The organism is Pseudomonas corrugata (assembly GCF_050920615.1).
Classification (GTDB): Bacteria; Pseudomonadota; Gammaproteobacteria; order Pseudomonadales; family Pseudomonadaceae; genus Aquipseudomonas; species Aquipseudomonas corrugata.
The window spans coordinates 5,178,407-5,203,036 of the sequence record NZ_CP130434.1 but is presented as its reverse complement, the minus strand read 5'-3'; the positions used below and the strand labels follow the sequence as shown (position 1 = coordinate 5,203,036).

The following is a 24,630-nucleotide window of genomic DNA, read 5'->3' as shown; positions in this document are numbered from 1 at the left end:
TGATGAAATCCTTTGAAGTCAACTTTGACGGTCTAGTGGGGCCGACCCATAACTACGGCGGGCTCTCGTACGGCAACGTCGCGTCCCAAAGCAACAGCCAGGCATGCTCCAATCCCAAGGAAGCGGCATTGCAGGGCCTGGCGAAAATGAAAGCGCTGATGGACATGGGCTTCCAGCAAGGTGTGCTGGCACCACAGGAGCGCCCTGACGTGGCAGCCCTGCGCCGGTTGGGTTTTGCCGGCAGCGACGCCGAGGTCATCCAGCAGGCCGCGAAAGAAGCGATGCCGCTGCTGGTCGCCAGTTGCTCGGCCTCCAGCATGTGGGTGGCGAACGCCGCCACCGTCAGCCCGAGCGCCGACACCGCTGATGGCCGTGTGCATTTCACTGCTGCCAACCTGAACTGCAAATACCATCGCAGCATCGAGCACCCGACCACCAGTCGCGTACTGGGAGCGATGTTTGCCGATCAACAGCACTTTGCCCATCACGCCGCGTTGCCCGCAGTGGCGCAGTTCGGCGACGAAGGGGCGGCCAACCACACCCGTTTCTGCCGGACCTACGGTGAGGCGGGCGTTGAGTTCTTTGTGTTCGGTCGCAGTGCATTCGACACCCGTTACCCGGCACCGCAGAAATATCCGGCACGCCAGACCCTCGAAGCGTCCCGCGCGGTGGCCCGCTTGCATGGCCTGCGGGAAGAGGGCGTGGTGTACGCCCAACAGAATCCGTCGGTGATCGACCAAGGGGTGTTTCATAACGACGTGATCGCGGTCGGCAACGGCGAGGTGTTGTTCTATCACGAGGACGCGTTTCTCGAGACCGACAAGATGCTGGCCGAACTGAGCGGCAAACTCGCCAGGGTCGGTGGGACATTTCAGTCTGTGTGTGTGCCGCGTTCCGCGGTCAGCGTCGATGACGCGGTACGTTCCTACTTGTTCAATAGCCAACTGCTGTCGCGTCCCGACGGCTCGATGCTCTTGATCGTGCCGGAAGAATGCCGCAGCAACCCACGCGTCTGGCAATACCTGCAAGGCCTGACGGGCTCTGGCGGGGTGATTCGCGAAGTGAAGGTCTTCGACCTCAAGCAGAGCATGCAGAACGGTGGTGGCCCGGCTTGCCTGAGGCTGCGCGTGGCGCTCAATGAAACCGAACTGGCGGCCGTCAACCCAGGGGTTATCATGACGGCGCCGCTGTACGATTCGCTGACCCAGTGGGTCGAGCGGCATTACCGCGACCGTATGACCGAAAGCGACCTGGCGGACCCGCAATTGCTGCTCGAATGCCGGTCGGCACTGGATGAACTGACACAAATCCTTAAACTTGGCGCGGTTTATCCTTTCCAGATCAATTGAAAGCGCGCGCGACCTGACTACAGTCAAAGCAGGGCGCGTGGCCTTATCTCCAGACGAGAACGTAAAAACATGAGCGATGCACTGCAGCTGATTCTTGAAGACACCGACGGCACCCAACTGGAAACCTCCTGCACCCGCGTGGCGGTGATGTGGCAGGGCAAGGAGCTGTGGATCCAGCAGGACGGCCGCGGTCAGTTGCTGATCGGCGTGGACGTCGAGGAAGGGGATGAGGAATACGCCAACCTGTTGTTGCGTCCGTTGGCAACCAACCTGGTCAGCCTGCAGCTGGAAATGGAACCGGCCGACCTCGGCGACGACGACCATGTCCATGGCCCGGATTGCGGCCACGACCATTAAGGAAACCGCGCTATGCTCGCCCTCGGCAAACTGCTTGAACTGACCCTCGCCGGCCGTGAACCGGCGGAGAAGACTCAACTGACTGTCGAAGGCGTACGGATGCGCTGGTTGAGCGAGGGCGCGCTGGAGGTCAAGCCGCCCGAAGCCCGGGATAATGGCCTGGACCTGCTGTTGTCGGCGGGGATCCACGGTAACGAAACCGCGCCAATCGAGTTGCTCGACCGCCTGCTGCATGACATCGCCCGTGGGGACGTGAAACCTCGGGCACGCATTCTGTTCCTGTTCGGTAATCCCGAGGCCATCCGTCGCGGTGAGCGTTTCGTCGAACAGGACGTCAACCGGCTGTTCAATGGCCGTCATGAACTGAGCGGTGGCCCGGAGGCGCTGCGGGCGTGCGAGCTGGAGCGGCTGGCCGCCAGCTTCTTCAGTCGGCCTGAACGCAGTCGCTTGCATTACGACCTGCACACGGCCATCCGCGGCTCGAAGATCGAACAGTTCGCCCTGTACCCCTGGAAGGAAGGTCGCCAGCATTCACGTCGTGAACTGGCCCGCCTGCGTGCGGCGGGCATGGAGGCGGTGCTGCTGCAGAACAAGCCGTCCATCGTGTTCAGTGCCTACACCTACGACCAGCTCGACGCCGAATCCTTTACCTTGGAACTGGGCAAGGCCCGGCCGTTCGGGGAGAACGAAGGCGTCAATGTCAGCCTGCTGGAAACCCGCCTGAAGCAGATCATCGAAGGCTGCGAGCCTGAGCTGGACGAAGGGCTGGATGGTCTCCAGCTGTTCAGCGTGGCCCGGGAAGTCATCAAGCACAGCGACAGCTTCCGCCTGAACCTGCCGGCGGACATCGAGAACTTCTCGGAGCTGGGAAAAGGCTATGTGCTGGCCGAAGACATCGCCCAGACCCGTTGGGTGGTCGAAGAAGAGGGCGCGCGGATCATCTTCCCGAATCCCAAGGTGAAGAATGGCTTGCGGGCGGGCATCCTGATTGTGCCGGCGACAGATGAAAACCTGGCCTGAATCCAACGCTGAACCCTTGTGGGAGCGAGCCTGCTCGCGATAGCGGTGTATCAGTCGGCATTGATAGCGGCTGACACTCCGTCATCGCGAGCAGGCTCGCCCCACATCGGGGCGGTGCTTAGACGGCTAAGGCGCGCTGTTCGCTACGACGCAACGCCCGGGTCTTGTGCAAGGTGTCAGCGCAGGTCTTCGCCGCTTCCTGGCCCTTGTGCACGAAATGCTCGAAGAAGAACTTCTGGTGCTCTTCCCCAGCATGGAAGTGATGCGGTGTGAGCACCACCGAGAACACCGGCACCTCGGTTTCCAGCTGCACTTGCATCAGGCCGCTGATCACCGATTGGGCAACGAACTCATGCCGGTAGATGCCGCCATCCACCACCAGGCCGGCGGCGACGATGCCGGCGTAGCGGCCGGATTTGGCCAGCAGCTTGGCGTGCAGCGGGATCTCGAAGGCACCACCGACTTCGAAGAAGTCGATATCACTTTCCTGATAACCCTGGTTGATCATTTCCGCGACGAAGCCGTTACGGCTCTGGTCGACAATTTCCTTGTGCCAGCAGGCCTGGATGAACGCAACGCGTTCGCCCGGATGTTTGATCTTGCTGTCGATAGCAGTGGGTTGCATGTTCTGGTTCCTGTTTGTGTGAAAAACAGGGCGTCATGAATCGAAGGGGAGTCGAGGGTACGCCGCGCAGATAGCCGCAAGCGGTCCTTGGGTGCCGATCCCGTTCTCTCTTCATCCGGACTATGACCGTCGGCCCCGGGATCACACCGGGTCTGCTGACCTTGCCGTCGCACTGCAAAAAAAGCCGTGCATCGCCAAGCGCTCGCGGGCTATGCACTTAGTGCAATTACCGCCGGTGGGGAATTACACCCCGCCCTGAGAACGTTTTTGCCGCTACGCTGTGTGGCGGCGCAGGATTTTTAACACATAACCCCCTGTGGGAGCGAGCGGTGGGAGCAAAGCTTGCTCCCACCGCACACAAGGGTTTTGTTGTCCTTTCCTTCGATCAGTCTTGATTATTCATCGCCGTGACCGCAGTAATTGCCATTCGAAAGGGAATTCCCCTACACCCACACCCGAGGCCAGATTCATGAGCGTTATAGACCTTCGCAGCGATACGGTCACTCAACCTTCCGCCGCCATGCTGGATGCCATGGCCGGCGCGCCGACAGGCGACGATGTGTATGGCGAGGACCCGACTGTCAATCGCCTCGAAGCTGAACTCGCCGGGCGCCTGGGGTTCGCGGCGGGGCTGTTCGTGCCCAGTGGCACCATGAGCAACCTGCTGGGATTGATGGCTCACTGCGAGCGTGGCGATGAGTACATCGTCGGGCAGCAGGCCCACACCTACAAATACGAAGGTGGCGGCGCGGCGGTGCTCGGTTCGATCCAGCCCCAGCCGCTTGAGGTGCAGCCTGACGGCTCCCTGGACATGGCGCATGTCGCAGCGGCGATCAAGCCGGACGATTTCCATTTTGCCCGCACCCGTTTGCTGGCGCTGGAAAACACCATGCAGGGCAAGGTGCTGCCGCTGGAGTATCTGGCCCAGGCCCGGCGTTTCACCCGGGAACACGGTCTGGCACTGCACCTGGATGGCGCGCGGTTGTATAACGCAGCGGTCAAGCTCAACGTCGACGCGCGGGAGATCACGCAGCATTTCGATTCGGTGTCGGTGTGCCTGTCCAAAGGCTTGGGCGCGCCGGTCGGTTCGGTCCTGTGCGGCAGCGTCGGGTTGATCGACAAAGCGCGCCGGCTGCGCAAGATGGTCGGTGGCGGCATGCGCCAGGCCGGAATCCTGGCGGCAGCGGGGCTGTATGCCCTCGAACATCAGGTCCAGCGCCTGGCCGATGACCACGCCAATGCCCGGCGACTTGCCGAAGGTCTGCAGGCGGCGGGTTATGAGGTCGAGCCGGTGCAGACCAACATGGTCTATGTGCAGATGGGTGAACGGGCCGAGGCAATCAAGGCGTTTGCCGCTGAGCGTGGCATCAAGCTGGTTGCTGCACCGCGCCTGCGGATGGTGACCCACCTGGACGTCAGTGCCGCGCAAATCGACCGGGTGATCGCCACTTTCGTCGAATTTTCCGGCAACTGATCGCCCAAGCAGCCCAATTGACAGTTTCTATCGCATAACACGCTGTACCCCAAGCGCAGGGCCGATATAATGCGGCCCTTTGCCGTTGCTTCGTCTGTTGACGTTTTGCACAGGCCTTTGGCCGCAGCCTCCGTGGAAGAACCTAATGAAAAGCGCAGAAATCCGTGAAGCCTTCCTTCGCTTCTTCGAAGAGCAAGGTCACACCCGAGTAGCCTCCAGCTCTTTGATCCCGGGCAATGATCCGACCCTGCTGTTCACCAACGCGGGGATGAACCAGTTCAAGGACTGCTTCCTCGGCCAGGAGAAACGTGCCTACACCCGTGCGGTGAGCAGCCAGAAATGCGTACGTGCCGGCGGCAAGCACAACGACCTGGAAAACGTCGGTTATACAGCTCGTCACCACACGTTCTTCGAAATGCTGGGTAACTTCAGCTTCGGCGACTATTTCAAGCGCGACGCCATCACCTTCGCCTGGACCTTCCTGACCTCCGACAAGTGGCTGAATCTGCCCAAGGAGAAACTCTGGGTAACGGTCTACGCCACCGATGACGAAGCCTATGACATCTGGACCAAAGAGGTCGGTGTCCCGGCCGAGCGCATGGTGCGCATCGGCGACAACAAAGGCGCGCCTTACGCCTCCGACAACTTCTGGACCATGGGCGACACTGGCCCGTGCGGCCCTTGCACCGAGATCTTCTACGATCACGGCGCCGACATCTGGGGCGGCCCACCCGGCTCGCCGGAAGAGGACGGCGACCGTTACATCGAGATCTGGAACAACGTTTTCATGCAATTCAACCGCACCGCCGACGGCGTGTTGCATCCGCTGCCGGCGCCGTCGGTCGATACCGGCATGGGCCTGGAGCGGATCAGTGCGGTGCTGCAGCACGTTCACTCCAACTACGAAATCGACCTGTTCCAGAGTCTGCTGGACGCCTCGGCCAAGGCCATCGGTTGCACCAATGACAACCAGGCTTCGCTGAAAGTGGTGGCCGACCATATCCGTTCCTGCGGCTTCCTGATTGCCGACGGTGTGCTGCCGTCCAATGAAGGCCGTGGCTACGTGCTACGCCGGATCATTCGTCGTGCCTGCCGTCACGGCAACAAGCTGGGCGCCAAGGGCAGCTTCTTCTATCAGATCGTCGCGGCCCTGGCGGCCGAGATGGGCGACGCCTTCCCGGAACTGAAAGCCCAGCAGGCGCATATCGAGCGCGTGCTCAAGGCCGAAGAAGAGCAATTCGCCAAGACCCTGGAACAGGGTCTGAAGATCCTCGAGCAGGACCTGGCCGAACTCAAGGGCAACGTGGTACCGGGTGACGTGGTGTTCAAGCTGTACGACACCTACGGTTTTCCGATGGACCTGACCGGCGACATCGCCCGCGAACGCAACCTGACCCTCGACGAAGAAGGGTTCGAGCGTGAGATGGAAGCCCAGCGGGTGCGTGCGCGCTCCGCCAGCGCCTTCGGCATGGACTACAACAGCCTGGTCAAGGTTGACGTGGCCACCGAGTTCACCGGTTATGCCGGCACCACCGGCTCGGCAAAGATCGTGGCTATCTATAAGGACGGTCAATCGGTCGACATCCTGAGCGAAGGCCAGGAAGGCGTGATTGTGCTCGACACGACCCCTTTCTACGCCGAGTCCGGCGGTCAGATCGGCGACAGCGGTTACCTGCAGGCTGGCAGCTCGCGCTTCGACGTGCGCGACACCACCAAGACCGGCGGTGCGTTCCTGCACCACGGCGTGCTGGCTTCGGGCAGCCTGATGATTGCCGCCCCGGTGTCCGCCCATGTCGACGCCGAAGTGCGTCACGCCACTTCGCTGAACCATTCCGCCACGCACTTGCTGCATGCGGCGTTACGCCAGGTGTTGGGCGAGCATGTCCAGCAGAAGGGGTCGTTGGTGGATAGCCAGCGCCTGCGCTTTGACTTCAGCCACTTCGAAGCCATCAAGCCGGAGCAGCTCAAGGCACTGGAAGACATCGTCAACGCCGAGATCCGCAAGAACTCCCCGGTGGAGACCGAAGAAACCGACATCGACACCGCCAAGAAGAAAGGCGCGATGGCGTTGTTCGGTGAGAAGTACGGCGACAGTGTGCGCGTGCTGAGCATGGGGGACTTCTCTGTGGAACTGTGCGGTGGCATCCACGCCAACCGGACCGGTGACATCGGCCTGCTGAAGATCATCAGTGAAGGTGGTGTGGCCTCCGGCGTGCGCCGTATCGAAGCGGTCACCGGTGCCGCGGCACTGGCGTACCTCAATGCTGCCGAAGAACAACTCAAGGAAGCGGCGAGCCTGATCAAGGGCAGCCGTGACAACCTGATCGACAAGCTGTCGGCAGTGCTGGAGCGCAACCGTCTGCTGGAGAAGCAGCTCGAGCAGTTGCAGGCCAAGGCTGCCAGTGCCGCAGGCGACGATCTGTCGGCCCAGGCCGTGGACGTCAAGGGTGTGAAAGTGCTGGCCGTGCGTCTGGACGGTCAGGACGGCAAGGCCCTGCTGGGGCTGGTCGATCAACTGAAAAACAAACTCGGCCGCGCAGTGATCCTGCTCGGCAGTGTCCATGAGGAAAAGGTCGTTCTCGTCGCAGGCGTGACCAAGGACCTGACCGGCCAACTCAAAGCCGGTGATTTGATGAAGCAGGCCGCTGCGGCAGTGGGCGGCAAGGGCGGTGGTCGTCCGGACATGGCGCAAGGCGGCGGTACCGACGCTGGCGCACTGGATGCGGCACTGGCCCAGACCGTTGCATTTGTAGAGCAGGGTATTTAAGGCGGTGCTTCGGGCTCGCGGTCCAGTCGCGGGCCCGACCGCCGTAGTAACTATTGGGCGCCCTTCATGGGCAGAGGCGGCTTTGAAATGGCTTTGATCGTACAGAAATTTGGAGGCACCTCGGTCGGCACTGTCGAGAGAATCGAACAAGTCGCCGACAAGGTTAAGAAATTCCGTGATGCGGGCGATGACCTGGTGGTTGTGCTGTCGGCAATGAGCGGCGAAACCAACCGTCTGATCGATCTGGCCAAGCAAATCAGCGGCGAGCAGCAGCCGGTTCCTCGTGAACTGGACGTGATCGTTTCCACCGGCGAGCAGGTGACTATCGCCTTGCTGGCCATGGCGCTGATGAAGCGTGGCGTGCCGGCGGTGTCCTACACCGGCAACCAGGTGCGTATCCTGACGGACAGCGCGCACAACAAGGCGCGTATCCTGCAGATCGACGATCAGAAGATTCGCGCTGACCTGAAGGCCGGCCGCGTCGTGGTGGTCGCCGGTTTCCAGGGGGTGGACGAGCACGGCAACATCACCACCCTCGGTCGTGGCGGCTCCGACACCACTGGTGTTGCGCTGGCGGCAGCTCTCAAGGCTGACGAATGCCAGATCTACACCGATGTGGATGGTGTCTACACCACCGATCCGCGAGTGGTTCCCATGGCTCAGCGCCTGGACAAGATCACTTTCGAAGAGATGCTGGAAATGGCCAGTCTCGGCTCGAAGGTGTTGCAGATCCGGGCGGTCGAATTTGCTGGCAAGTACAACGTTCCGCTGCGCGTCCTGCACAGCTTCAAAGAGGGTCCGGGCACCCTCATTACTATTGATGAAGAGGAATCCATGGAACAGCCGATCATTTCCGGCATCGCTTTCAACCGCGATGAAGCCAAGCTGACCATCCGTGGCGTGCCAGACACCCCCGGCGTGGCCTTCAAGATTCTCGGCCCGATCAGTGCCGCGAACATCGAAGTCGACATGATCGTGCAGAACGTCGCGCACGATAACACCACCGACTTCACTTTCACCGTGCATCGCAACGACTACCAGGCCGCCGAAGCCGTGCTGAACAAGACCGCAGCCGAAATCGGTGCCCGGGAGGTGGTGGGGGACACCAAGATCGCCAAGGTTTCGATCGTCGGCGTCGGCATGCGCTCCCACGCAGGCGTGGCCAGCCGTATGTTCGAGTCCCTGGCCAAGGAAAGCATCAACATCCAGATGATCTCGACATCGGAAATCAAGGTTTCCGTGGTGATCGAAGAGAAATACCTGGAACTGGCCGTGCGTGCCCTGCACACGGCTTTCGAACTCGACGCAGCCGCCCGGCAGGGCGAGTAAGGCGTTGTCCCGAGGGCGCGGTGTTACCGCGCCCTTTGTTTTTTTGAATGGCGCGTCTCAAAACTGTTCTTTTGCTCGCGCTGGTCAATACTGAGGCCTGTAGGCTGCGACCGTTGCGGTTGCAGGTCCGACGTCCTTGTTTTGCAGACTTGTAGTCCCTGAACTGAATTGCGTGAGGAGAAAGGTATGCTGATTCTGACTCGTCGGTGCGCAGAGAGCCTGATTATTGGCGATGGCGAAATCACCGTGACCGTGCTCGGCGTCAAAGGAAACCAAGTGCGTATTGGCGTCAACGCCCCGAAAGAGGTCGCGGTGCACCGGGAGGAAATTTACCTGCGTATCAAGAAAGAGAAGGACGACGAACCAAGCCATTAATTTTTATCGATTTTTATGTTTGCAAACGGGGATGAAGGTGGTTAATATACGCCCCGTGTTGCGGAGAGCTGGCCGAGTGGCCGAAGGCGCTCCCCTGCTAAGGGAGTACACCTCAAAAGGGTGTCGGGGGTTCGAATCCCCCGTTCTCCGCCATTATTCATGTAGTGCGTTGTAATCTGGCTTGTTCTGTAAGTTGTTGAAATTACTAGAAAAAAGCGCTTTACAAAAAGATTCGACGACCTATAATGCGCGGCAACACATGCACTCGTAGCTCAGCTGGATAGAGTACTCGGCTACGAACCGAGCGGTCACAGGTTCGAATCCTGTCGAGTGCACCATTTAAGAGTCATTTGCAGCAATGCAAATAACTTGGCTTCAACCAGTTGTGATCTGGTATAAAACCACAACCTGCACTCGTAGCTCAGCTGGATAGAGTACTCGGCTACGAACCGAGCGGTCACAGGTTCGAATCCTGTCGAGTGCACCATATATCAAAAAGCCCGCGTTTAACGCGGGCTTTTTGTTGTCTGCGATTTGCCTTTCACACAGCCTTTCTCATCGAACACGACCTCTGCGCTGCGACCGTTCTTCGCTTTGTAGGTGTAGCGGGTGCTCGCATTCCGAATCCTGATGGAGTCGGGTTTGCCGAGAGCGCTTTCCACGTCTTGCTGGTTCATGCCGGTGACGATGCGCCTGTCCATGACTGCACTACGACGCTCCCCGGGGCTCAGCAGGTTCCCGCAGCGCTCTTCGAGCTGGCCAACGACCGTCGGTTCCCTGCGCTTGGTTTTGTTGCTGGATGTTTGCCGGTGCTCAGCTTCGGGCAGCATCGATTCGCGGGTTGGCTCGGTTGAGCCTGGGCTGTACGGATGGATTCGTTGCAATGACAGATCCTCCCCCGGCCCGCAGCTCAAGGTGGTAAAGGTGACATGCCCTGCGCTGTTTTCGCAGCGATGAACGGTGTGTTCGGCGGCCAGCGAAGGCAGGCAGCACAGGGTGACGAGCAGAAAAACATAGCGATTGAGCGGCATTCGAGCGCCTTCCTGGCGGATGAAAAGGTGGGGGTTGATGCATTCATTACCTGTGGGAGCAAAGCTTGCTCGCGACAGCGGCAGCTCAACCGATTCGCTGTCTGTTGACTGGCTGCAATCGCGAGCAAGCTTTGCTCCCACGGCTCGTGATCGGCTGACTGACCTCAGGGTAGCCGCTCCATTTTTGCCGGGTGGTGTGTTTTCTTTTCAGGATAAAACGTCGTAAATCCACAGGTTCAGCCTGTGTTCAGGTTTGTCTCGCAAGCGCTTGTTCTTGCCATGATTTTTTAACGTTTTAAAACGCCAAGCGGTGTATGATTGCGCCCGTCAGCCCCGCCGGGGCTTTGGAATACTTCCATGGACTTACCCAGTAGTTACTCAAAGCAACGTTTCACCAATCATGAACTGACTGATTGATCCTTCCGGCGTGCCCCACTGCTGGGAGTGGAGTTCGCCTATGACCGAAATAGAAGTAAAGAAAACGCAGGAAAGCCTTCAGGACCGTCTCGCGCAAGTCGTCGAGTTGCTGCATCGCCAGCGGGTCGTGGAGGACCTGACGCATCGCCAGGAAGGCCCGCATCATGACCGGGTCGAGAACCTGGTCCACCGGCAGAACCTCGTTGAGCTGCAGCGCAAGCTCGATGACCTGCACTCCGCCGACGTTGCCTACATCCTTGAAGCCTTGCCACTGGAAGAGCGTCTGACGGTCTGGCAGTTGGTCAAGGCTGATCGCGACGGTGACATCCTGCTCGAAGTGTCCGACTCGGTTCGTGAAACCCTGATCGCTGACATGGATGATCACGAGTTGTTGGCGGCAGCCAAGGAAATGGACGCCGACGAACTCGCCGACCTTGCGCCCGAACTGCCACGGGACGTTGTTCACGAACTGATGGAAACCCTCGATGGCCAGCAGCGTGAGCGCGTGCGCTCGGCGTTGTCCTATGACGAGGAGCAGGTCGGTGCGCTGATGGACTTCGAGATGGTGACGATCCGTGAGGATGTCAGCCTTGAAGTGGTATTGCGCTACCTGCGTCGTCTCAAGGAGCTTCCAGGGCATACCGACAAGCTTTTTGTGGTCGATTACGACGGTGTGCTCAAGGGTGTGTTGCCGATCAAGCGATTGCTGGTCAACGATCCGGAAAAGCAGGTTGCCGAGGTCATGGCCAGCGATCCGGTGAGTTTTCATCCGGACGAAGACGCCTATGATGCGGCCCAAGCGTTCGAGCGTTATGACTTGATTTCCGCCCCGGTGGTCGACAAGAACGGCAAGCTGATCGGCCGTCTGACCATCGATGAAATGGTCGACCTGATTCGTGAGGAAAGTGAAAGCGAAGTCCTCAACATGGCCGGTCTGCGCGAAGAGGAAGATATCTTCGCCTCGGTCTGGAAATCCCTGCGTAACCGTTGGGCCTGGCTGGCGATCAATCTGATCACGGCGTTTGTCGCCTCCCGGGTCATCGGTTTGTTCGAAGGTTCCATTGAGCGGTTGGTGGCGCTTGCGGCGTTGATGCCCATCGTTGCTGGTATTGGCGGCAACTCCGGTAACCAGACCATCACCATGATCGTTCGTGCGATGGCGCTCGACCAGGTCAGCACCGGCAATACCTCGCGATTGATGCGCAAGGAGCTGGCGGTGGCCCTGATCAACGGCGTGCTGTGGGGTGGAGTGATCGGCGTGGTGGCGTACCTGCTCTATGGCAGTTGGTCATTGGGAGTGGTCATGACGGCCGCGATGACCCTCAACTTGCTGTTGGCGGCATTGATGGGCGTCTTGATCCCTATGACCCTCGCCCGGTTGGGGCGTGACCCGGCCATGGGTGCGAGTGTGATGATTACCGCCATGACCGACAGCGGCGGGTTCTTTATCTTCCTGGGGCTGGCGACCATCTTCCTGCTCTGAGTCGCTGGTCAAAAAAACCGCTTATCTGGTGTAACGCTGTCCACTTAAGGCTTGCCCAGCTCATTGTGGCGAGGGGATTTACCCCCGTTGGGGCGCGCAGCGGCCCTAAAATCAGACTACTCGGTGCATCAGGCAGAGCGAGTCGACTGCTTTGGGGCTACTGCGCAGCCCAGCGGGGATAAATCCCCTCGTCACAACGGCATTACGCTTGTCTGGCGGTTTTACGGGGCTCGAAAATACAAGTCGAGCTCAAATCCCAGGCAAAAAAAAGCCAGCGCAAGGCTGGCTTTGGGTATTGCAGTGCGATCAGGACGCGTCTGCGGCCATTTCTGCATCGTGGGCAATCAGCGAAACGAGGGCGTTCTGCTGGCGGTGGGAGAGTTGTCGGAAGCGTTGAAGCAGTTCGCGCTCATGCAGTGACAGCTCAGGGCTGTCCAGGCGCATGCTCAATTCTTCACCCAGCGCGCCTTCCTGGATCAGGCTTTGCTCAAGGCGCGCGATGATTTCAGAGTTCATGCTGCGATGATGATTGCGAGCCACCTCGGCAATGCGTTCCCGCATTCCGTCTGGCAGACGTACGACGAATTTGTCAGCCGTACGGCTGGAATAAATTGCCTGTTTCAATGGGCGCATATATTTAACCGGTTAGTTCAGGGGAGCGGTTCTCGGGATTGGCCGCAGGATGTCGAATAGGACAAGCGTCGTGGCCAAATGTTCAACCTGAATTGTTAAGAGGCCCGCATCATGCCTCAAAATTGCCAGATCATTGGCGCCAATTCTGTGACAAATATTGATCCGCGTAAAGGCGTTCTGCCATTACCCTTCATCAAAAAATGCGGACTGGTTTGAAAAATTACCAGGTCTGCACGTTGTGACCACTGCATCGTGTCTATGTGCCATACCGTCTGGCGGATAACCGAAACGGCCGCAAAGACCGGTGCCGTCCTTGTATTGTATAGGATAGTGGCAATTTGCCGATTTACTAGCAGGGGCAATTGAGGGCGGATGAGTGGCGTCCCGTTTATCTGTGTCATCGTACTGAGGGGCTGTGAGCTCTAGCATTTGCCTACACTTAAAAAGCCTACGGACGACATGACAAACGCCAGGCTGGCCGTTAACATGCACGCCGTCCATCGCACCGCGTTTCTCGTGGTCGACCTGTGTCTCAGTAGCTCAATTGGATAGAGCATCCCCCTCCTAAGGGGAAGGTTGGCAGTTCGAACCTGCCCTGGGACACCATATGATCAAAGGTTGGCGCATTTCTCGAACCGTTCGTCCATAGCGGTACAGTGCCAATCCGACTCCCCAAGAAAGAAATCAGCCCTGTGCGCCATATGAGATGCATGCAGGGTTTTTCGGTGGAAGTGAGGCAGAAGCCCGCATCGACCGGCTTCTACCGTCCATGATTAAACCGGTAGCGTGGCCTCTTCCGCGGCAATCGCGGCCTGCACGCTTGGACGCGCTTCGACGCGATTCATGAATGACGCCAGTTCCATCCAGTTCCTGATATCGATATCGAAGAAAGGGAGCCACTTGAGCACGGTGAACAGGTACGCATCGGCCACGCCGAAGTCGCCCAGCAGGTAGTGTTTGTTCGCCAGGCTTTTATTCAGGTAGTCCAGGCGCTTGAATAGCTTCTGCCGGAAAATCTCCTGGGTGGGTTCAGGAATGTCGGCATTGAACAAAGGTGCGCTGCCACCATGGATTTCCGAGGTGATGAAGTTCAGCAGCTCCTGCAGGCGAGTCCGTTCCCAAGTGCCGTTGGCCGGCGCCAGGGAATTGCCCGGAACCTGATCTGCCAAGTACTGGACGATGGCCGGACCTTCGGTCAGCACCTGGCCGTTGTCCAGCACCAGTGCCGCGACGTAACCCTTTGGATTGATATCGCGGAAGTCACGACCGTCGGCGGTGGCTTTGGTCTTGTTGTCGACTCGGATCAATTCGAAAGGCAGGCCCAGTTCACGCAGCACGATGTGCGGCGAAAGTGAGCAGGTCATGGGGGCAAAATACAGTTTCATGGGTAGCTCCTGTTCAGCGGATAACGTAAGCGCGGATAGGGCCAGAATCCGTGACTGCTGAAACATTTCGCAAAGGACTTCTTCGAAGCTACCCTATGACAAAATCTCATGAGCACTATGCAACCTTATGGTCGCCAGAATTCCTTCTCTCAATGGATTGAAAGCGTTTGAATCTGCTGCCCGCCATATGAGTTTTACCAAGGCCGCCGAAGAGCTCAATGTCACGCAGACGGCCATCAGTCATCAGATCCGCCGACTTGAAGATGAGCTCGGCGTTCGCCTGTTTCTGCGGCTCAAGGATGGTCTGGCGCTGACCACCGAAGGCCATGCCTATCTGCCGGGCATTCGCTCGGCATTTCATGAGCTGCGCTATTCCACCGAAATGTTGCTCGAGTCCACCAACAACAGCGTATTGACCATCAGCACGCTGGTTTCCCTGGCGTCCAAATGGCTGCTGCCGCGGCTGGCATCCTTCCAGGAAGCATTTCCCGATATTGACGTGCGGGTCACCGCGTCAACCGAATTGGTCGACTTCCGCAAGGGCGGCATCGACGCCGCGATCCGCTACGGTTTCGGCGACTGGAAAGGCTTGCGGGCAGACTGGCTCATGTCCGACGAGATCTTTCCTGTGTGCAGCCCCAAGCTGCTGACGGGGCCCAAGGCCTTGAAAAGCCCGGTCGATCTGGTCAATCACACGCTGCTGCAGGTCAGTGGCATGACCCGTAACGACTGGAACATGTGGTTAAGCGCGGCAGGGCAACCGAAGGAGCTTGCCGAAGGCGCACGGTTGACGTTCGATCTGGCGATGATGGCGGTGCAGGCTGCCATCGACGGATTGGGGGTGTGCATCGGTCGTTCTACCTACGTCGATGACGATCTGAAAGCCGCAAGGCTGGTGGCGCCGTTCAACCTCAAGTTGAAGTCCGATCTGGGCTTTTATCTGGTGACGCCGCTGGAAACAGCCAACTCGAAAAAAGTCGTGGCATTGCGAACCTGGTTGATCGATCTGGTGCGGAGCGCTGGGTCGACCTCGGCTTCCGACATATTCAAATGAGTTTCCTGTCCAGGACACTTGCCTCTGGGCAACAACTTTCCTATCTCTTCCCTACGATCCGCTTAACGGAAAGCCAACTTCAGCCGATAGCCTGATGAGCCCGGTTTTCTCCTGCACTTGTGTGTGCCGGAACGGTTTGCAATGTGCGTTGCGGCACAGCCAGGACAAGAGGTTCGGAAATCTCTTGCCCGTTAGTGGCTGGTGGCTATCATCTGCGCGCCCCGGGTTGCAGGACGGCATTTTCGTTGTTTGCCATTGGGTGCACCTTTTTACTTGCCTGGACATCCTCGATGCTGGCGTACCACCAAAAAAGTTTTCTGATCGTCGATGATTTCTCGGATTTCCGCAGCTCGATCCGTTCCATGTTGCGTGAGCTGGGCGTCAAGGACGTGGACACCGCCGATACCGGCGAAGTGGCGCTGCGCATGTGTTCGCAGAAGCGCTATGACTTCATCCTGCAGGACTATCACCTGGGCGACGGCCGCAAGAACGGTCAGCAGGTGCTGGAAGACCTGATGATCGAGAAACTCATCAGTCATGAAAGCGTGTTTCTCATGGTGACCGCCGAGACCAGCCAGGCCATGGTGCTCAGTGCCCTGGAGCACGAGCCCGATGCGTACCTGACCAAGCCTTTCAACCGCTCCGGCCTGGCCCAGCGGTTGGAGCGGCTGGAACAGCGCAAGACTCTGCTCAAGCCGATTCTCCAGGCGCTGGATCGTGGCAAGCCGCTGGAAGTGCTCAATGCCTGCATCGCCCTGTGCAAGCAAGATCCGCGCTACGGGCCGTTGTGCCTGCGTTATCGGGCCGATGCGCTGCGGGACCTCAATCAGAACGAAGCCCTGGAGCGCCTGTACAACACCATCCTGGCCGATCGTCCATTGCCTTGGGCCTATGCGGGCCTGGGCAAATTGATGTTCAAGCGCGGTCAGGTGGCGCAGGCCAAGGCCGTTTATGAAAAGGCCCTCAAGACATTTCCGATGATGCCTGCCTTGTATGACGGCCTGGCCGATGTCCTGGTGGCCGAAGGTGACACGAAACAGGCGCAGGAGGTGCTGGAAGAAGCGGTTCGCCTGTCGCCCCTGGCGGTACGTCGACAATCGCTGCTGGGCAAGTTGGCAATGACCAACGAAGATTACGACACCGCCTCCAGGGCCTACCGCCAGGCGGTCGGGCAGGGCGCGCAGTCGCGTTTCAAGGATCCGGAAAGCAACCTCGGCCTGGCCCATGCACTGATCAGCAAGGGCAGCGAGAAAGGCCTCGACACCCGGACCCGGCTGGAGATCAACACGACCCTCAGCGCGGTGGCGAAGGAAAATCTCAATGACCCGGGATTGCAGGTCCGGGCGCGACTGATGAAAGCCACGAGCTTGTTGCTGAACGATGCCGAAACCGCGGAAAAACTCACCGAGCAGGCTTTGCAGCGTCTCGACGGCATGGAGCAATTCATGAGCGCCGAGGCCGCGCTGTTGGTGGCCAAGCAATTGCAGATGCTCGGCCAGACCAGTGCCGGCGAGTCGATGCTCAAGAACTGCGCGGAAATCTACGGTGATGACCCGACAGTAATGCAAGGCATTGCCAAGCTCACCGACGATCCGAACATCCTCAATCAAGGCAATTCCGCCGCCGAGCTGAACCGCGAAGGTGTGCGGGTCTACAAGACCGGCGCGTTGCCCGAGGCTCGGGAGCTGTTCCGTCGTGCGCTGAAGATGCAACCGAAGAACATCAGTATTGCCCTGAACATGGCGCAATCCCTGCTGCATGGCACCGATACCCGGGTGGAGTCGGAGCTGCTGGAGGAGTGTCGCGCCTGCCTGAAACTGGTGGGCATGATGCCCGACACCGATGCGCGTTTTGCGCGCTATCAAAAACTGCGAAGCAAGGCATTTGGCGATGAATGACAGCGAACAGGCACTCGATTTTTCCACGGTGATCGCGTCGACCGTGCACGACATGAAAAACTCCCTGACCTTGCTCATGCAGGCTCATGCGCAGTGGCTCGAGCGCTTGCCCGAAGCGGCGCAGCAGGCCCCCGAGCAGGGGGTGATGGAGTTTGAGTTCGCCCACCTCAATGGCTTGATGGTGCAACTGTTGGGGCTGTACAAGCTGGGGGTCAACCAGTTGCCGCTGCACCCGGCCTACCATGAGTTGGACGATTTCATCGAGGCGCAGTTGGCCGGCCATCAGGAGGTGTTCCGCAGCCGTGGGATCATGGTCACCTATGAGGTCGACCCGTTGAGCCCCCTGGGCTTTTTCGACCGTGAGCTGATTGCTTCGGTGCTCGACAACTGCATCAACAATGCCATTCGCCACGCCCGGCAGGCGCTGTTGATCAGTGCGAGCGATGAAGCCGGGCAGTTGGTGCTCACCATCAGCGACGACGGCCCAGGCTACCCACCCGAAATGCTCGAGCGTCAGGCCGATTATGTGCAGGGCATCAACCACAGCAGCGGCAGCACCGGGCTGGGCCTGTACTTCGCCGCGCGGATCGCCGGGCTGCACCAGCGTGGCGGCGTATGCGGGCGGACCGAAATCGCCAATGGCGGTGTGCTGGGGGGAGGCGTGTTCAGGATTTATCTGCCCTGAGCCTGTCCCACGCAGGAGGCCCTGGCAGCCTGCATCCTTGTGGGAGCGAGCCTGCTCGCGATAGCGGTGTATCGTCAATCCGGTATGAGCTGACCCGCCGCCATCGCGAGCAGGCTCGCTCCCGCAGGGGGGGCCAGGCTCGATGTTTATTCTCCCCGAGTGCTTGATATTCCGAACAGCTGAAGCCTATTTTGTACGGGTTGCCGTTCGCGGCTCGCACATAACAAGGAATGCGTCATGACGACCGATGGCCTGGCCTCACTCGCGCAGCGACTGACGGGCATTGATGAGATTGAGTGTGTCACGCCGGACCTCAATGGCGTACCGCGGGGCAAGGTGATGACCGCTGCGGGTTTCCTGGAGGGACGGCGATTGCAGATGGCCCGGGGGGTGCTGCTGCAATGCATCATGGGCGGTTATCCGCCATCGCGTTTCTATGGCAGTGACGACGGCGACCTGGCATTGGTGGCCGACCCGAAGCAGATCCACCGCCTGCCCTGGTGCTCGCCCCCCCGCGCACTGGCAATCTGCGATGCCGATGAACTGACCGGTGAAAGCTCACGGCTCTCGACGCGTGGCCAGCTCAAGACGGTGATCGCCCGGTACGCTGCCCGGGGTCTGGCGCCGGTGGTTGCAACCGAGCTGGAGTTCTTCGTTTTTGCACCCAGCCCGGATCCGACCCAGCCATTTCAGCCGCCGATGGGGCTGGATGGACGTCGTGAGGACGGTCACTCGGCGTTCAGTGTCAGCTCCAACAACGGCCTGCGCCCGTTCTTCAACGAGGTCTATGAATGCATGGCGGCCCTGGGGTTGCCGCGCGATACCTTTATGCATGAAATGGGCGTGAGCCAGTTCGAGATCAATCTGCTGCATGGCGATCCTTTGTTGCTGGCCGACCAGACTTTCCTGTTCAAGCACCTGCTCAAAGAAGTCGCTCTCAAGCACGGCCTGACCGTGGTATGCATGGCCAAGCCGCTGGCCCACACGCCGGGCAGTTCGATGCACATTCACCAGAGTATCGTCGAGCTGGACAGCGGTCGTAATGTGTTCAGCGACGAGGCCGGCGAGCCGACGGCAGCGTTCAGGCACTTCATCGGCGGGCAACAGGCGGGCATGGCGGACTTCACGGCGCTGTTCGCCCCGAACGTCAATTCCTACCAGCGCCTGTGTCATCCATTCGCGTCGCCGAACAATGCCTGTTGGTCCCACGACAATCGCTCGGCAGGCTTACGTATTCCTGCCAGTTCGCCAGTGGCCCGACGGGTCGAGAATCGCTTGCCGGGGGCCGATGCCAACCCCTATCTGGCGATTGCCGCCAGCCTGGCGGCCGGTCTTCATGGGATTGAAAATCGTCTGGAACCGAGCGCTGCAATACAGGGTGAGTTCCAGGTGCCGGATAATCTGTCTTTGCCATGTACCTTGCACGCTGCTCTGGAGCGTCTGAAGCGTAGTCTTCTGGCGAAGGAACTGTTCGGTACGGAGTTCATCGAAGGCTACATCGCGTCGAAAACCCTGGAACTGACCAGCTACTTTGATGAAATCACGCCTTGGGAACGGCGAGTGCTGGCAGCCCAGGCATAATGAAACGTCGCATTCGGGCTGCCTTCACAGGCAGTCCCTACTTATCTCAAGGAGCCGCTCGGAACGCCGATGCGCCAAGTCTGGAAACCTTTTCGAGCGCTTTATTTCGCTTCGCTGATGATGCTCATCGGCTCGGGGCTTTTGAGTACCTACCTGGCCCTGCGCCTGGCGGCCGAGCATGTGGACAGCCTGTGGGTTGGTGCGCTGATGGCCGCCAACTATTTCGGCCTGGTGCTGGGCGGCAAGATCGGCCATCGGCTGATTGCCCGAGTAGGGCATATTCGCGCCTATTCGGCCTGTGCCGGGATCGTCGGAGCGGCGGTGCTGGGCCACGGCCTGGTGAGCTGGCTGCCGGCCTGGGTGGTGCTGCGGGTTATCGTCGGTCTCGGCATGATGTGTCAGTACATGGTCATCGAGAGCTGGCTCAATGAGCAGGCCGATGCCAAGCAACGCGGGGTGGTGTTCAGCGGCTACATGATCGCCTCTTACCTGGGGATGGTGCTGGGTCAACTGATCCTGGTGATCCACCCGGCCCTGGGGCTGGAATTGCTGATGCTGGTGGCGCTGTGTTTTGCCCTGTGTCTGGTGCCGGTGGCATTGACCCGCCGGATCCACCCGGCGCCGTTACGTCCGGCACCGATGGAGCCGCGGTTCTTCATCAAGCGCGTACCTCAGTCGTTGAGCACGGTACTGGGCTCCGGCCTGATCGTTGGCTCGTTCTATGGCCTGGCGCCGCTGTATGCCTCTCAGCAAGGGCTGTCGACCGAACAGGTCGGCCTGTTCATGGGTAGCTGCATCTTTGCCGGCCTGCTGGTGCAGTGGCCGCTGGGCTGGCTGTCCGACCGCTACGACCGGGCACTGCTGATCCGTTGCTTTGCGCTGTGCCTGGCGGTCTTCGCGGCGCCCTTGGCGATCTTGTCGACGGTGCCTCTGGAGGTGCTGTTCGTCGCGGGGTTCTTCTGTTCGCTGATGCAATTCTGCTTGTATCCGCTGGCGGTGGCGTTTTCCAACGACCACGTCGAAGCCGACCGCCGGGTGTCGCTGACGGCCATGCTGCTGGTGACCTACGGTGTGGGGGCGAGTATTGGCCCGTTGGTGGCCGGGGTGCTGATGAAGTCGTTCGGCAGCCATATGCTGTATGCCTTCTTCACCTTCTTTGCATTGGTACTGGTGTGGCGCATACGGCCGAAAGCGGTGACCAATCTGCATCAGGTCGATGACGCACCGCTGCATCACGTGGCGATGCCCGACAGCATGTCCAGTTCGCCGTTGGTGGCGTGCCTCGACCCGAGGGTCGATGAGCAGGTGGTGCAGGAGCAGATGCAGGTGACGCCGAATCCGGAGGTTGAGTCGGCGGCGGAGCCGGTCACCGAGGTGGCTGAGGCTGAGGCTGAGGAGCCTCAAGCCAGGTAAGTGAAGTGCGGCGCGCCCATCGCGAGCAGGCTCGCTCCCACAGGGGCTTGCGGTGTGCAAGCACCGGGTAACCTATGTGGGAGCGAGCCTGCTCGCGATGAGTTCAGTCCAGAAGCAGCGATACTGTAGGGCTGAAGATCAGAGATCGTCTTTATCGAAGCGGCGTGCTTCGCGCTGCAACTGATAAACGAAACGCTCGACCTGCCGTTGCACCAGGCCACTGATATTGTGGAAGCGCACGCCGGCGAAGGTGGTGTTGATACGTTCTTCGAAATGCAGGTAGCGCAGTTCGACCGGCGCTGTCATGTTGCCAAAGGGCAGGGCAGCGATGAAACGCTCGTAGACCTGGCCCAGTTGCAGGCGCTCGGTGATGTCGCCATCGAAACGCAGCTTGCAGCCGGTAGCGGAGATATCCAGCAGTTTGCCGTTTACCGGTGACTTGAGCTTGTCGCCGCCCAGTTCGATGTTCACCAGTTGCGCCAGTTTCAGGGCGGCGCGGAAGGCATTGCGACGTTGGTGGTAAACCACTTCTTCGGGCAAGGCACCGCGGTAGCAGCGACCATCGTGGGACTCATTGATTGTCAGCGGACCATTGCCTTCCCATGCGATGCGGACGCCATCATGGAAACCCTCGACTCGAAACGGCTCGCCAGCGAGCAGGAAGCGTTCCCCGTCGCGAGGGATCATTTCATCCAGGGCGATGGTGTTCTTTTCGCGATCGACTTCGACCAGGTAGCTCTGGAACCGCTGGGTACGTTCGTGGAAGGTAATGATCAGTGGATCGTGGCTGTCTTGCAGCATCCGCAAGTTGCCGGAGATTTCCAGGGGCGTGGTAAGGACCTTGGGAGGTTGCGGAGCATCATCCGCGTTTGAGGCATTGAACACGGTGGGTCAATCTCCAAGCAAAATACGACTACGAATAGCCAGCATTTTGCCAGCATCTATCGCGGGTTGATAGAGCGCAGGCATGGTTCGTTTCATGCCTGGCTGAGCGGGCGGTGCTTGACCATCTTGGCGGTCGAACCGCGAGCATCGTAAAGCGTCGGAATTTCACCGCCATTGAGGATGCGCAACTGGTTGGCGGTAGCGGCCTGCTGGATTTGGATCGACTGGCCGTTACGGGCGTTGGCCGCCTGACACTGGGCGAGCAGGTCATTGAGCACTGCGCTTTGGGACAACAACTGATCGCCGATCGTCGACTGGCTCGCCAGTTGCTCGAGGCCATCGTTGCTGGCGGGCAGGTTGAGGCTGGCGAGAATCTCGCTGCGTTTGCGGCCATGCTGATCGAGCAAAATGATCAATGCCTGTTTCTGTGCCAGGATATTTTCCAGCAAGGGCATGTCGCGACCGTGCAGCGCCAGGGATTCGGTCTGCAGCAGTTCCAGCAGTTGTTGCGCTGGAACAAAGTCGTCGATGATCAGTTGCAATAAGTTAGTGTCGTGCATGGCTGGCCTTGGGTCTTAGCGTCCAAAAGCCTGCGCAGGCTGCGGCCTAGCGCTGGGCTTCGAAGTTGAGCAGTTTGCTGGCTACACGGTTGCTGTCGACTTCATAGCTGCCGTCGGCGATGGCTGCTTTCAACTCGGCCACGCGGGCGTTGTCGACGACAGGTTGATCGCGCAGCTTGTCAGTGACCTTCTGCAACTGCTGAGCCTCATCACTGAGGTGTACCGACTCCCCGTTCTTGACAGTAGTGGCTTGCTCGGCCGGCGAGGATTTTTCGGTTTCCTTGCTGGCGCTGGTGCGCGTAGTGCCTGTCAATGGTGAAGAGCTGTTTAAACGGTTGAAATCGATGACCATGGTAAAAAACCTCTGGGTATTTGGACGCTTGCCATGTTTTCGGCCATCCCCAAAAAAACTTTAGGCTCATTTATTCAATGAGCGTGCGCACGTCTGCGCTTGCCTTGCGTAAGGCACAGTCTAGGGAACAGCGAGGTCAAGCGCCAGCTTTCTACCCATCTCTACCGGGTCGCTACATAGCCACTTCCACCTGGCCAGGGGCTATTACCTGCGCCTTGATGACGCGTTGGGAATTAAGGTTTTTTACCCGAATCTGTTCATGCATGCCGCCATTTGAAAGGGCTTCGCCGGGCATCCGCACGGCCAGGGTGCCGCTACGGGCGGTGATGACCACCTGATCACCTTTGCGAACGACTTCGGCCTGTTCCAGATGCAGGAGGGTCACGATCTGGTCGGCTACCATTGGTCGGACAAGTTTCTGTCCGATGGCCTGATCGACCGAGGTCAGGAACCCCTGGGTGACCTGGCTGACATCCCGCTCACGCAACGTTACGTCCTGGGGCTCGACGATTCCGGCACGTTTCAAGGGGCGGGTGGTGGTGACGATTTCGCGAAACAGGCGCACTTGGGCCGGCACAAATACCGTCCAGGGCGCGGCGCTGTCGCAACGGACCTTCACGGTGACCCGTCCCAGGGGCCTGGCAGGACTTTCCAGGGACGCAGTCAATTCCTTGTCGCACATTGGCATGCGCAGGCGCGGGTCTATCTGATTGACTTCGATTTCATAGCGACCTTCGGTTTGACTGGAGGCCAGATAGTCTTCTACGGTGAATTCAAGAAAGCCCTGAGTGACGCCGATAAGGAGATCAGGCAAGGTAACCGGAGCATCGGCAAGGGCACGTCCCCCCGAGGCGAACAGGCAGGCAGCCAGCAGCACACCGAGCCAGAGGCGGCAATGAGTGGTCAGGCGTCGAGAAAATGTCGTTTGTGCGTTCATGCCGGTTGAATAGCAAGCCCCGTGCCGTTTAGTGATGAATGCGCGTCGGACACATTAGCGTTAGGTAGGAGTCAGGGCATGGCGGGAGTGATGGATTCGGTAAACCAGCGTACGCAGCTGGTCGGTCAGAATCGCCTGGAGCTGTTGTTGTTCCGTCTCGATGGCCAGCAGTTATATGGGATCAACGTATTCAAGGTCCGCGAGGTGCTGCAATGCCCCAAGCTGACCTTGATGCCCAAGTCCAGCCCCGTCGTGTGCGGTGTGGCAAACATCCGGGGAGCGACCATCCCGATTCTCGATCTGGCGATGGCCACCGGTTCCGGTCGGCTGCTGGATCAGAGCAATCCGTTTGTGATCATCACCGAATACAACACCAAGACCCAGGGTTTCCTGGTCCGCTCGGTGGAGCGCATCGTCAACATGAACTGGGAAGAGATTCATCCACCACCCAAGGGCACCGGCCGCGATCACTACCTGACGGCGGTGACCCGGGTCGACGGCCAGTTGGTGGAAATCATCGACGTGGAGAAAATACTCGCCGAAGTGGCGCCGACCACGGAAACCATTTCCCATGGCGTGGTGGATGCCGAAACCCAGCACAAGGCGATTTCGCTGCGGGTGCTGACGGTGGATGACTCTTCGGTGGCGCGTAAGCAGGTGACCCGTTGCCTGCAGACGATCGGCGTCGAAGTGATAGCGTTGAATGATGGACGGCAGGCGCTGGATTACCTGCGCAACATGGTCGACGAGGGCAAGAAGCCGGAAGAGGAGTTCCTGATGATGATCTCCGACATCGAGATGCCGGAGATGGACGGGTATACCCTGACGTCGGAAATCCGCAGCGACCCGCGTATGCAAAAGCTGCATATCATCTTGCATACGTCCCTGTCGGGCGTCTTCAACCAGGCGATGGTCAAGAAGGTCGGTGCCGACGATTTTCTCGCCAAGTTCCGTCCCGATGACCTGGCTTCCCGGGTAGTCGAGCGGATCAAGACTGCGGAATAAAGGTCGGGCGCGTTG

22 protein-coding genes, 4 tRNA genes and 1 riboswitch are annotated in these 24,630 nt (G+C 59.4%); of the genes, 18 read left to right on the top strand and 8 right to left on the bottom strand.

The annotated features are described in order from the left end of the window. Positions 1–2 precede the first annotated feature (2 nt). The 3 genes from astB to astE all read left to right on the top strand — a co-directional run bounded on the left by astB (position 3) and on the right by astE (position 2,726). Positions 3–1,349, top strand: a complete 1,347-nt coding sequence (gene astB, locus QZH45_RS23210) for an N-succinylarginine dihydrolase (protein WP_024776524.1) — start codon at positions 3–5, stop codon at positions 1,347–1,349. A 69-nt stretch (positions 1,350–1,418) separates the two neighbouring features. Continuing rightward, a complete protein-coding gene (locus tag QZH45_RS23205) occupies positions 1,419–1,706 on the top strand; it encodes a hypothetical protein (protein ID WP_024776525.1) in 288 nt (95 codons plus the stop codon). 12 nt (positions 1,707–1,718) lie between these two features. Beyond that, positions 1,719–2,726: a succinylglutamate desuccinylase gene (astE, locus tag QZH45_RS23200; RefSeq protein WP_055135848.1), complete on the top strand. Its 1,008-nt coding sequence runs from the start codon at positions 1,719–1,721 to the stop codon at positions 2,724–2,726. 118 nt (positions 2,727–2,844) lie between these two features. On the opposite strand, the gene QZH45_RS23195 is transcribed toward astE, so the two are convergent. Beyond that, positions 2,845–3,351, bottom strand: a complete 507-nt coding sequence (locus tag QZH45_RS23195) for a 6,7-dimethyl-8-ribityllumazine synthase (protein ID WP_024776527.1) — start codon at positions 3,349–3,351, stop codon at positions 2,845–2,847. A gap of 98 nt (positions 3,352–3,449) precedes the next feature. Further along, positions 3,450–3,618, bottom strand: a riboswitch (FMN riboswitch). A 202-nt stretch (positions 3,619–3,820) separates the two neighbouring features. Here QZH45_RS23195 and ltaE point away from each other — a divergent pair. The 7 genes from ltaE to QZH45_RS23160 all read left to right on the top strand — a co-directional run bounded on the left by ltaE (position 3,821) and on the right by QZH45_RS23160 (position 9,783). Continuing rightward, the gene (gene ltaE / locus QZH45_RS23190) at positions 3,821–4,825 is read left to right on the top strand and encodes a low-specificity L-threonine aldolase (RefSeq protein ID WP_055136119.1); all 1,005 of its coding nucleotides are present in this window, start codon (positions 3,821–3,823) and stop codon (positions 4,823–4,825) included. Between the two features lie 145 nt (positions 4,826–4,970). Further along, entirely contained in the window at positions 4,971–7,592 is a 2,622-nt protein-coding gene (gene alaS, locus QZH45_RS23185; RefSeq protein ID WP_053192405.1) for an alanine--tRNA ligase, read from the top strand. A gap of 87 nt (positions 7,593–7,679) precedes the next feature. Next, on the top strand, positions 7,680–8,921 hold the full coding sequence (locus QZH45_RS23180; protein WP_024776530.1) for an aspartate kinase: 1,242 nt from the start codon (positions 7,680–7,682) through the stop codon (positions 8,919–8,921). A 186-nt stretch (positions 8,922–9,107) separates the two neighbouring features. Continuing rightward, positions 9,108–9,296 (top strand): carbon storage regulator CsrA, encoded by a 189-nt coding sequence (gene csrA, locus QZH45_RS23175; protein WP_003178872.1) that lies wholly within the window; start codon positions 9,108–9,110, stop codon positions 9,294–9,296. Between the two features lie 62 nt (positions 9,297–9,358). Beyond that, a tRNA-Ser gene (locus QZH45_RS23170) sits at positions 9,359–9,449 on the top strand. A 108-nt stretch (positions 9,450–9,557) separates the two neighbouring features. Continuing rightward, a tRNA-Arg gene (locus QZH45_RS23165) sits at positions 9,558–9,634 on the top strand. A 72-nt stretch (positions 9,635–9,706) separates the two neighbouring features. Next, positions 9,707–9,783: transfer RNA gene (locus QZH45_RS23160), tRNA-Arg, on the top strand. A 19-nt stretch (positions 9,784–9,802) separates the two neighbouring features. Here QZH45_RS23160 and QZH45_RS23155 read toward each other — a convergent pair. Continuing rightward, a complete protein-coding gene (locus QZH45_RS23155) occupies positions 9,803–10,327 on the bottom strand; it encodes a cell envelope protein SmpA (protein WP_069018307.1) in 525 nt (174 codons plus the stop codon). A gap of 457 nt (positions 10,328–10,784) precedes the next feature. Between QZH45_RS23155 and mgtE the strand changes: the two genes are divergently transcribed. Beyond that, entirely contained in the window at positions 10,785–12,227 is a 1,443-nt protein-coding gene (mgtE, locus tag QZH45_RS23150; protein WP_024779783.1) for a magnesium transporter, read from the top strand. Positions 12,228–12,533: 306 nt separating this feature from the next. On the opposite strand, the gene QZH45_RS23145 is transcribed toward mgtE, so the two are convergent. Then, on the bottom strand, positions 12,534–12,860 hold the full coding sequence (locus QZH45_RS23145) for an Arc family DNA-binding protein (protein WP_003178899.1): 327 nt from the start codon (positions 12,858–12,860) through the stop codon (positions 12,534–12,536). A 529-nt stretch (positions 12,861–13,389) separates the two neighbouring features. Here QZH45_RS23145 and QZH45_RS23140 point away from each other — a divergent pair. Then, positions 13,390–13,466, top strand: a tRNA-Arg gene (locus tag QZH45_RS23140). Positions 13,467–13,633: 167 nt separating this feature from the next. Here QZH45_RS23140 and gstA read toward each other — a convergent pair. Continuing rightward, positions 13,634–14,245 (bottom strand): glutathione transferase GstA, encoded by a 612-nt coding sequence (gstA, locus tag QZH45_RS23135; protein ID WP_024779782.1) that lies wholly within the window; start codon positions 14,243–14,245, stop codon positions 13,634–13,636. A 127-nt stretch (positions 14,246–14,372) separates the two neighbouring features. Between gstA and QZH45_RS23130 the strand changes: the two genes are divergently transcribed. The 5 genes from QZH45_RS23130 (at position 14,373) to QZH45_RS23110 (ending at position 20,876) form a co-directional block, all read left to right on the top strand. After that, the gene (locus tag QZH45_RS23130; protein WP_024779781.1) at positions 14,373–15,299 is read left to right on the top strand and encodes a transcriptional regulator GcvA; all 927 of its coding nucleotides are present in this window, start codon (positions 14,373–14,375) and stop codon (positions 15,297–15,299) included. Positions 15,300–15,589: 290 nt separating this feature from the next. Continuing rightward, positions 15,590–17,197 (top strand): tetratricopeptide repeat-containing response regulator, encoded by a 1,608-nt coding sequence (locus QZH45_RS23125; protein ID WP_055135207.1) that lies wholly within the window; start codon positions 15,590–15,592, stop codon positions 17,195–17,197. Continuing rightward, positions 17,190–17,882, top strand: a complete 693-nt coding sequence (locus tag QZH45_RS23120) for a sensor histidine kinase (RefSeq protein ID WP_024779779.1) — start codon at positions 17,190–17,192, stop codon at positions 17,880–17,882. The genes QZH45_RS23125 and QZH45_RS23120 overlap by 8 nt, the downstream gene beginning before the upstream one ends. 339 nt (positions 17,883–18,221) lie before the next feature. Then, positions 18,222–19,463 (top strand): glutamine synthetase family protein, encoded by a 1,242-nt coding sequence (locus tag QZH45_RS23115; protein ID WP_174549824.1) that lies wholly within the window; start codon positions 18,222–18,224, stop codon positions 19,461–19,463. Between the two features lie 69 nt (positions 19,464–19,532). Beyond that, positions 19,533–20,876, top strand: coding sequence for an MFS transporter (locus tag QZH45_RS23110; RefSeq protein WP_055135209.1), 1,344 nt, complete (start codon positions 19,533–19,535; stop codon positions 20,874–20,876). 138 nt (positions 20,877–21,014) lie between these two features. Here QZH45_RS23110 and QZH45_RS23105 read toward each other — a convergent pair whose 3' ends face one another. The 4 genes from QZH45_RS23105 to flgA all read right to left on the bottom strand — a co-directional run bounded on the left by QZH45_RS23105 (position 21,015) and on the right by flgA (position 23,610). Further along, positions 21,015–21,761: a flagellar brake protein gene (locus QZH45_RS23105; RefSeq protein WP_024779776.1), complete on the bottom strand. Its 747-nt coding sequence runs from the start codon at positions 21,759–21,761 to the stop codon at positions 21,015–21,017. A 92-nt stretch (positions 21,762–21,853) separates the two neighbouring features. Further along, the gene (locus tag QZH45_RS23100; RefSeq protein ID WP_024779775.1) at positions 21,854–22,321 is read right to left on the bottom strand and encodes a flagella synthesis protein FlgN; all 468 of its coding nucleotides are present in this window, start codon (positions 22,319–22,321) and stop codon (positions 21,854–21,856) included. A gap of 46 nt (positions 22,322–22,367) precedes the next feature. Beyond that, entirely contained in the window at positions 22,368–22,673 is a 306-nt protein-coding gene (gene flgM / locus QZH45_RS23095; protein WP_055135210.1) for a flagellar biosynthesis anti-sigma factor FlgM, read from the bottom strand. A gap of 172 nt (positions 22,674–22,845) precedes the next feature. Further along, complete coding sequence (gene flgA / locus QZH45_RS23090) at positions 22,846–23,610, bottom strand: flagellar basal body P-ring formation chaperone FlgA (RefSeq protein WP_033034746.1); 765 nt, start codon at positions 23,608–23,610, stop codon at positions 22,846–22,848. A gap of 78 nt (positions 23,611–23,688) precedes the next feature. On the opposite strand from flgA, the gene QZH45_RS23085 reads away from it, so the two are divergent. Beyond that, positions 23,689–24,615 carry a chemotaxis protein CheV gene (locus QZH45_RS23085; RefSeq protein ID WP_024779772.1) on the top strand — a complete coding sequence of 309 codons (927 nt, stop codon included), beginning with the start codon at positions 23,689–23,691 and terminating at the stop codon, positions 24,613–24,615. Positions 24,616–24,630 lie beyond the last annotated feature (15 nt).

Excerpts from the sequence above, each read along its gene's own strand:
- astB (WP_024776524.1), top strand. The coding sequence starts at position 3 with ATGAAATCCTTTGAAGTCAACTTTGACGGTCTAGTGGGGCCGACCCAT.
- QZH45_RS23205 (WP_024776525.1), top strand. The coding sequence starts at position 1,419 with ATGAGCGATGCACTGCAGCTGATTCTTGAAGACACCGACGGCACCCAA.
- astE (WP_055135848.1), top strand. The coding sequence starts at position 1,719 with ATGCTCGCCCTCGGCAAACTGCTTGAACTGACCCTCGCCGGCCGTGAA.
- QZH45_RS23195 (WP_024776527.1), bottom strand. The coding sequence starts at position 3,351 with ATGCAACCCACTGCTATCGACAGCAAGATCAAACATCCGGGCGAACGC.
- ltaE (WP_055136119.1), top strand. The coding sequence starts at position 3,821 with ATGAGCGTTATAGACCTTCGCAGCGATACGGTCACTCAACCTTCCGCC.
- alaS (WP_053192405.1), top strand. The coding sequence starts at position 4,971 with ATGAAAAGCGCAGAAATCCGTGAAGCCTTCCTTCGCTTCTTCGAAGAG.
- QZH45_RS23180 (WP_024776530.1), top strand. The coding sequence starts at position 7,680 with ATGGCTTTGATCGTACAGAAATTTGGAGGCACCTCGGTCGGCACTGTC.
- csrA (WP_003178872.1), top strand. The coding sequence starts at position 9,108 with ATGCTGATTCTGACTCGTCGGTGCGCAGAGAGCCTGATTATTGGCGAT.
- QZH45_RS23155 (WP_069018307.1), bottom strand. The coding sequence starts at position 10,327 with ATGCCGCTCAATCGCTATGTTTTTCTGCTCGTCACCCTGTGCTGCCTG.
- mgtE (WP_024779783.1), top strand. The coding sequence starts at position 10,785 with ATGACCGAAATAGAAGTAAAGAAAACGCAGGAAAGCCTTCAGGACCGT.
- QZH45_RS23145 (WP_003178899.1), bottom strand. The coding sequence starts at position 12,860 with ATGCGCCCATTGAAACAGGCAATTTATTCCAGCCGTACGGCTGACAAA.
- gstA (WP_024779782.1), bottom strand. The coding sequence starts at position 14,245 with ATGAAACTGTATTTTGCCCCCATGACCTGCTCACTTTCGCCGCACATC.
- QZH45_RS23130 (WP_024779781.1), top strand. The coding sequence starts at position 14,373 with ATGGTCGCCAGAATTCCTTCTCTCAATGGATTGAAAGCGTTTGAATCT.
- QZH45_RS23125 (WP_055135207.1), top strand. The coding sequence starts at position 15,590 with ATGCTGGCGTACCACCAAAAAAGTTTTCTGATCGTCGATGATTTCTCG.
- QZH45_RS23120 (WP_024779779.1), top strand. The coding sequence starts at position 17,190 with ATGAATGACAGCGAACAGGCACTCGATTTTTCCACGGTGATCGCGTCG.
- QZH45_RS23115 (WP_174549824.1), top strand. The coding sequence starts at position 18,222 with ATGACCGCTGCGGGTTTCCTGGAGGGACGGCGATTGCAGATGGCCCGG.
- QZH45_RS23110 (WP_055135209.1), top strand. The coding sequence starts at position 19,533 with ATGCGCCAAGTCTGGAAACCTTTTCGAGCGCTTTATTTCGCTTCGCTG.
- QZH45_RS23100 (WP_024779775.1), bottom strand. The coding sequence starts at position 22,321 with ATGCACGACACTAACTTATTGCAACTGATCATCGACGACTTTGTTCCA.
- flgM (WP_055135210.1), bottom strand. The coding sequence starts at position 22,673 with ATGGTCATCGATTTCAACCGTTTAAACAGCTCTTCACCATTGACAGGC.
- flgA (WP_033034746.1), bottom strand. The coding sequence starts at position 23,610 with ATGAACGCACAAACGACATTTTCTCGACGCCTGACCACTCATTGCCGC.
- QZH45_RS23085 (WP_024779772.1), top strand. The coding sequence starts at position 23,689 with ATGGCGGGAGTGATGGATTCGGTAAACCAGCGTACGCAGCTGGTCGGT.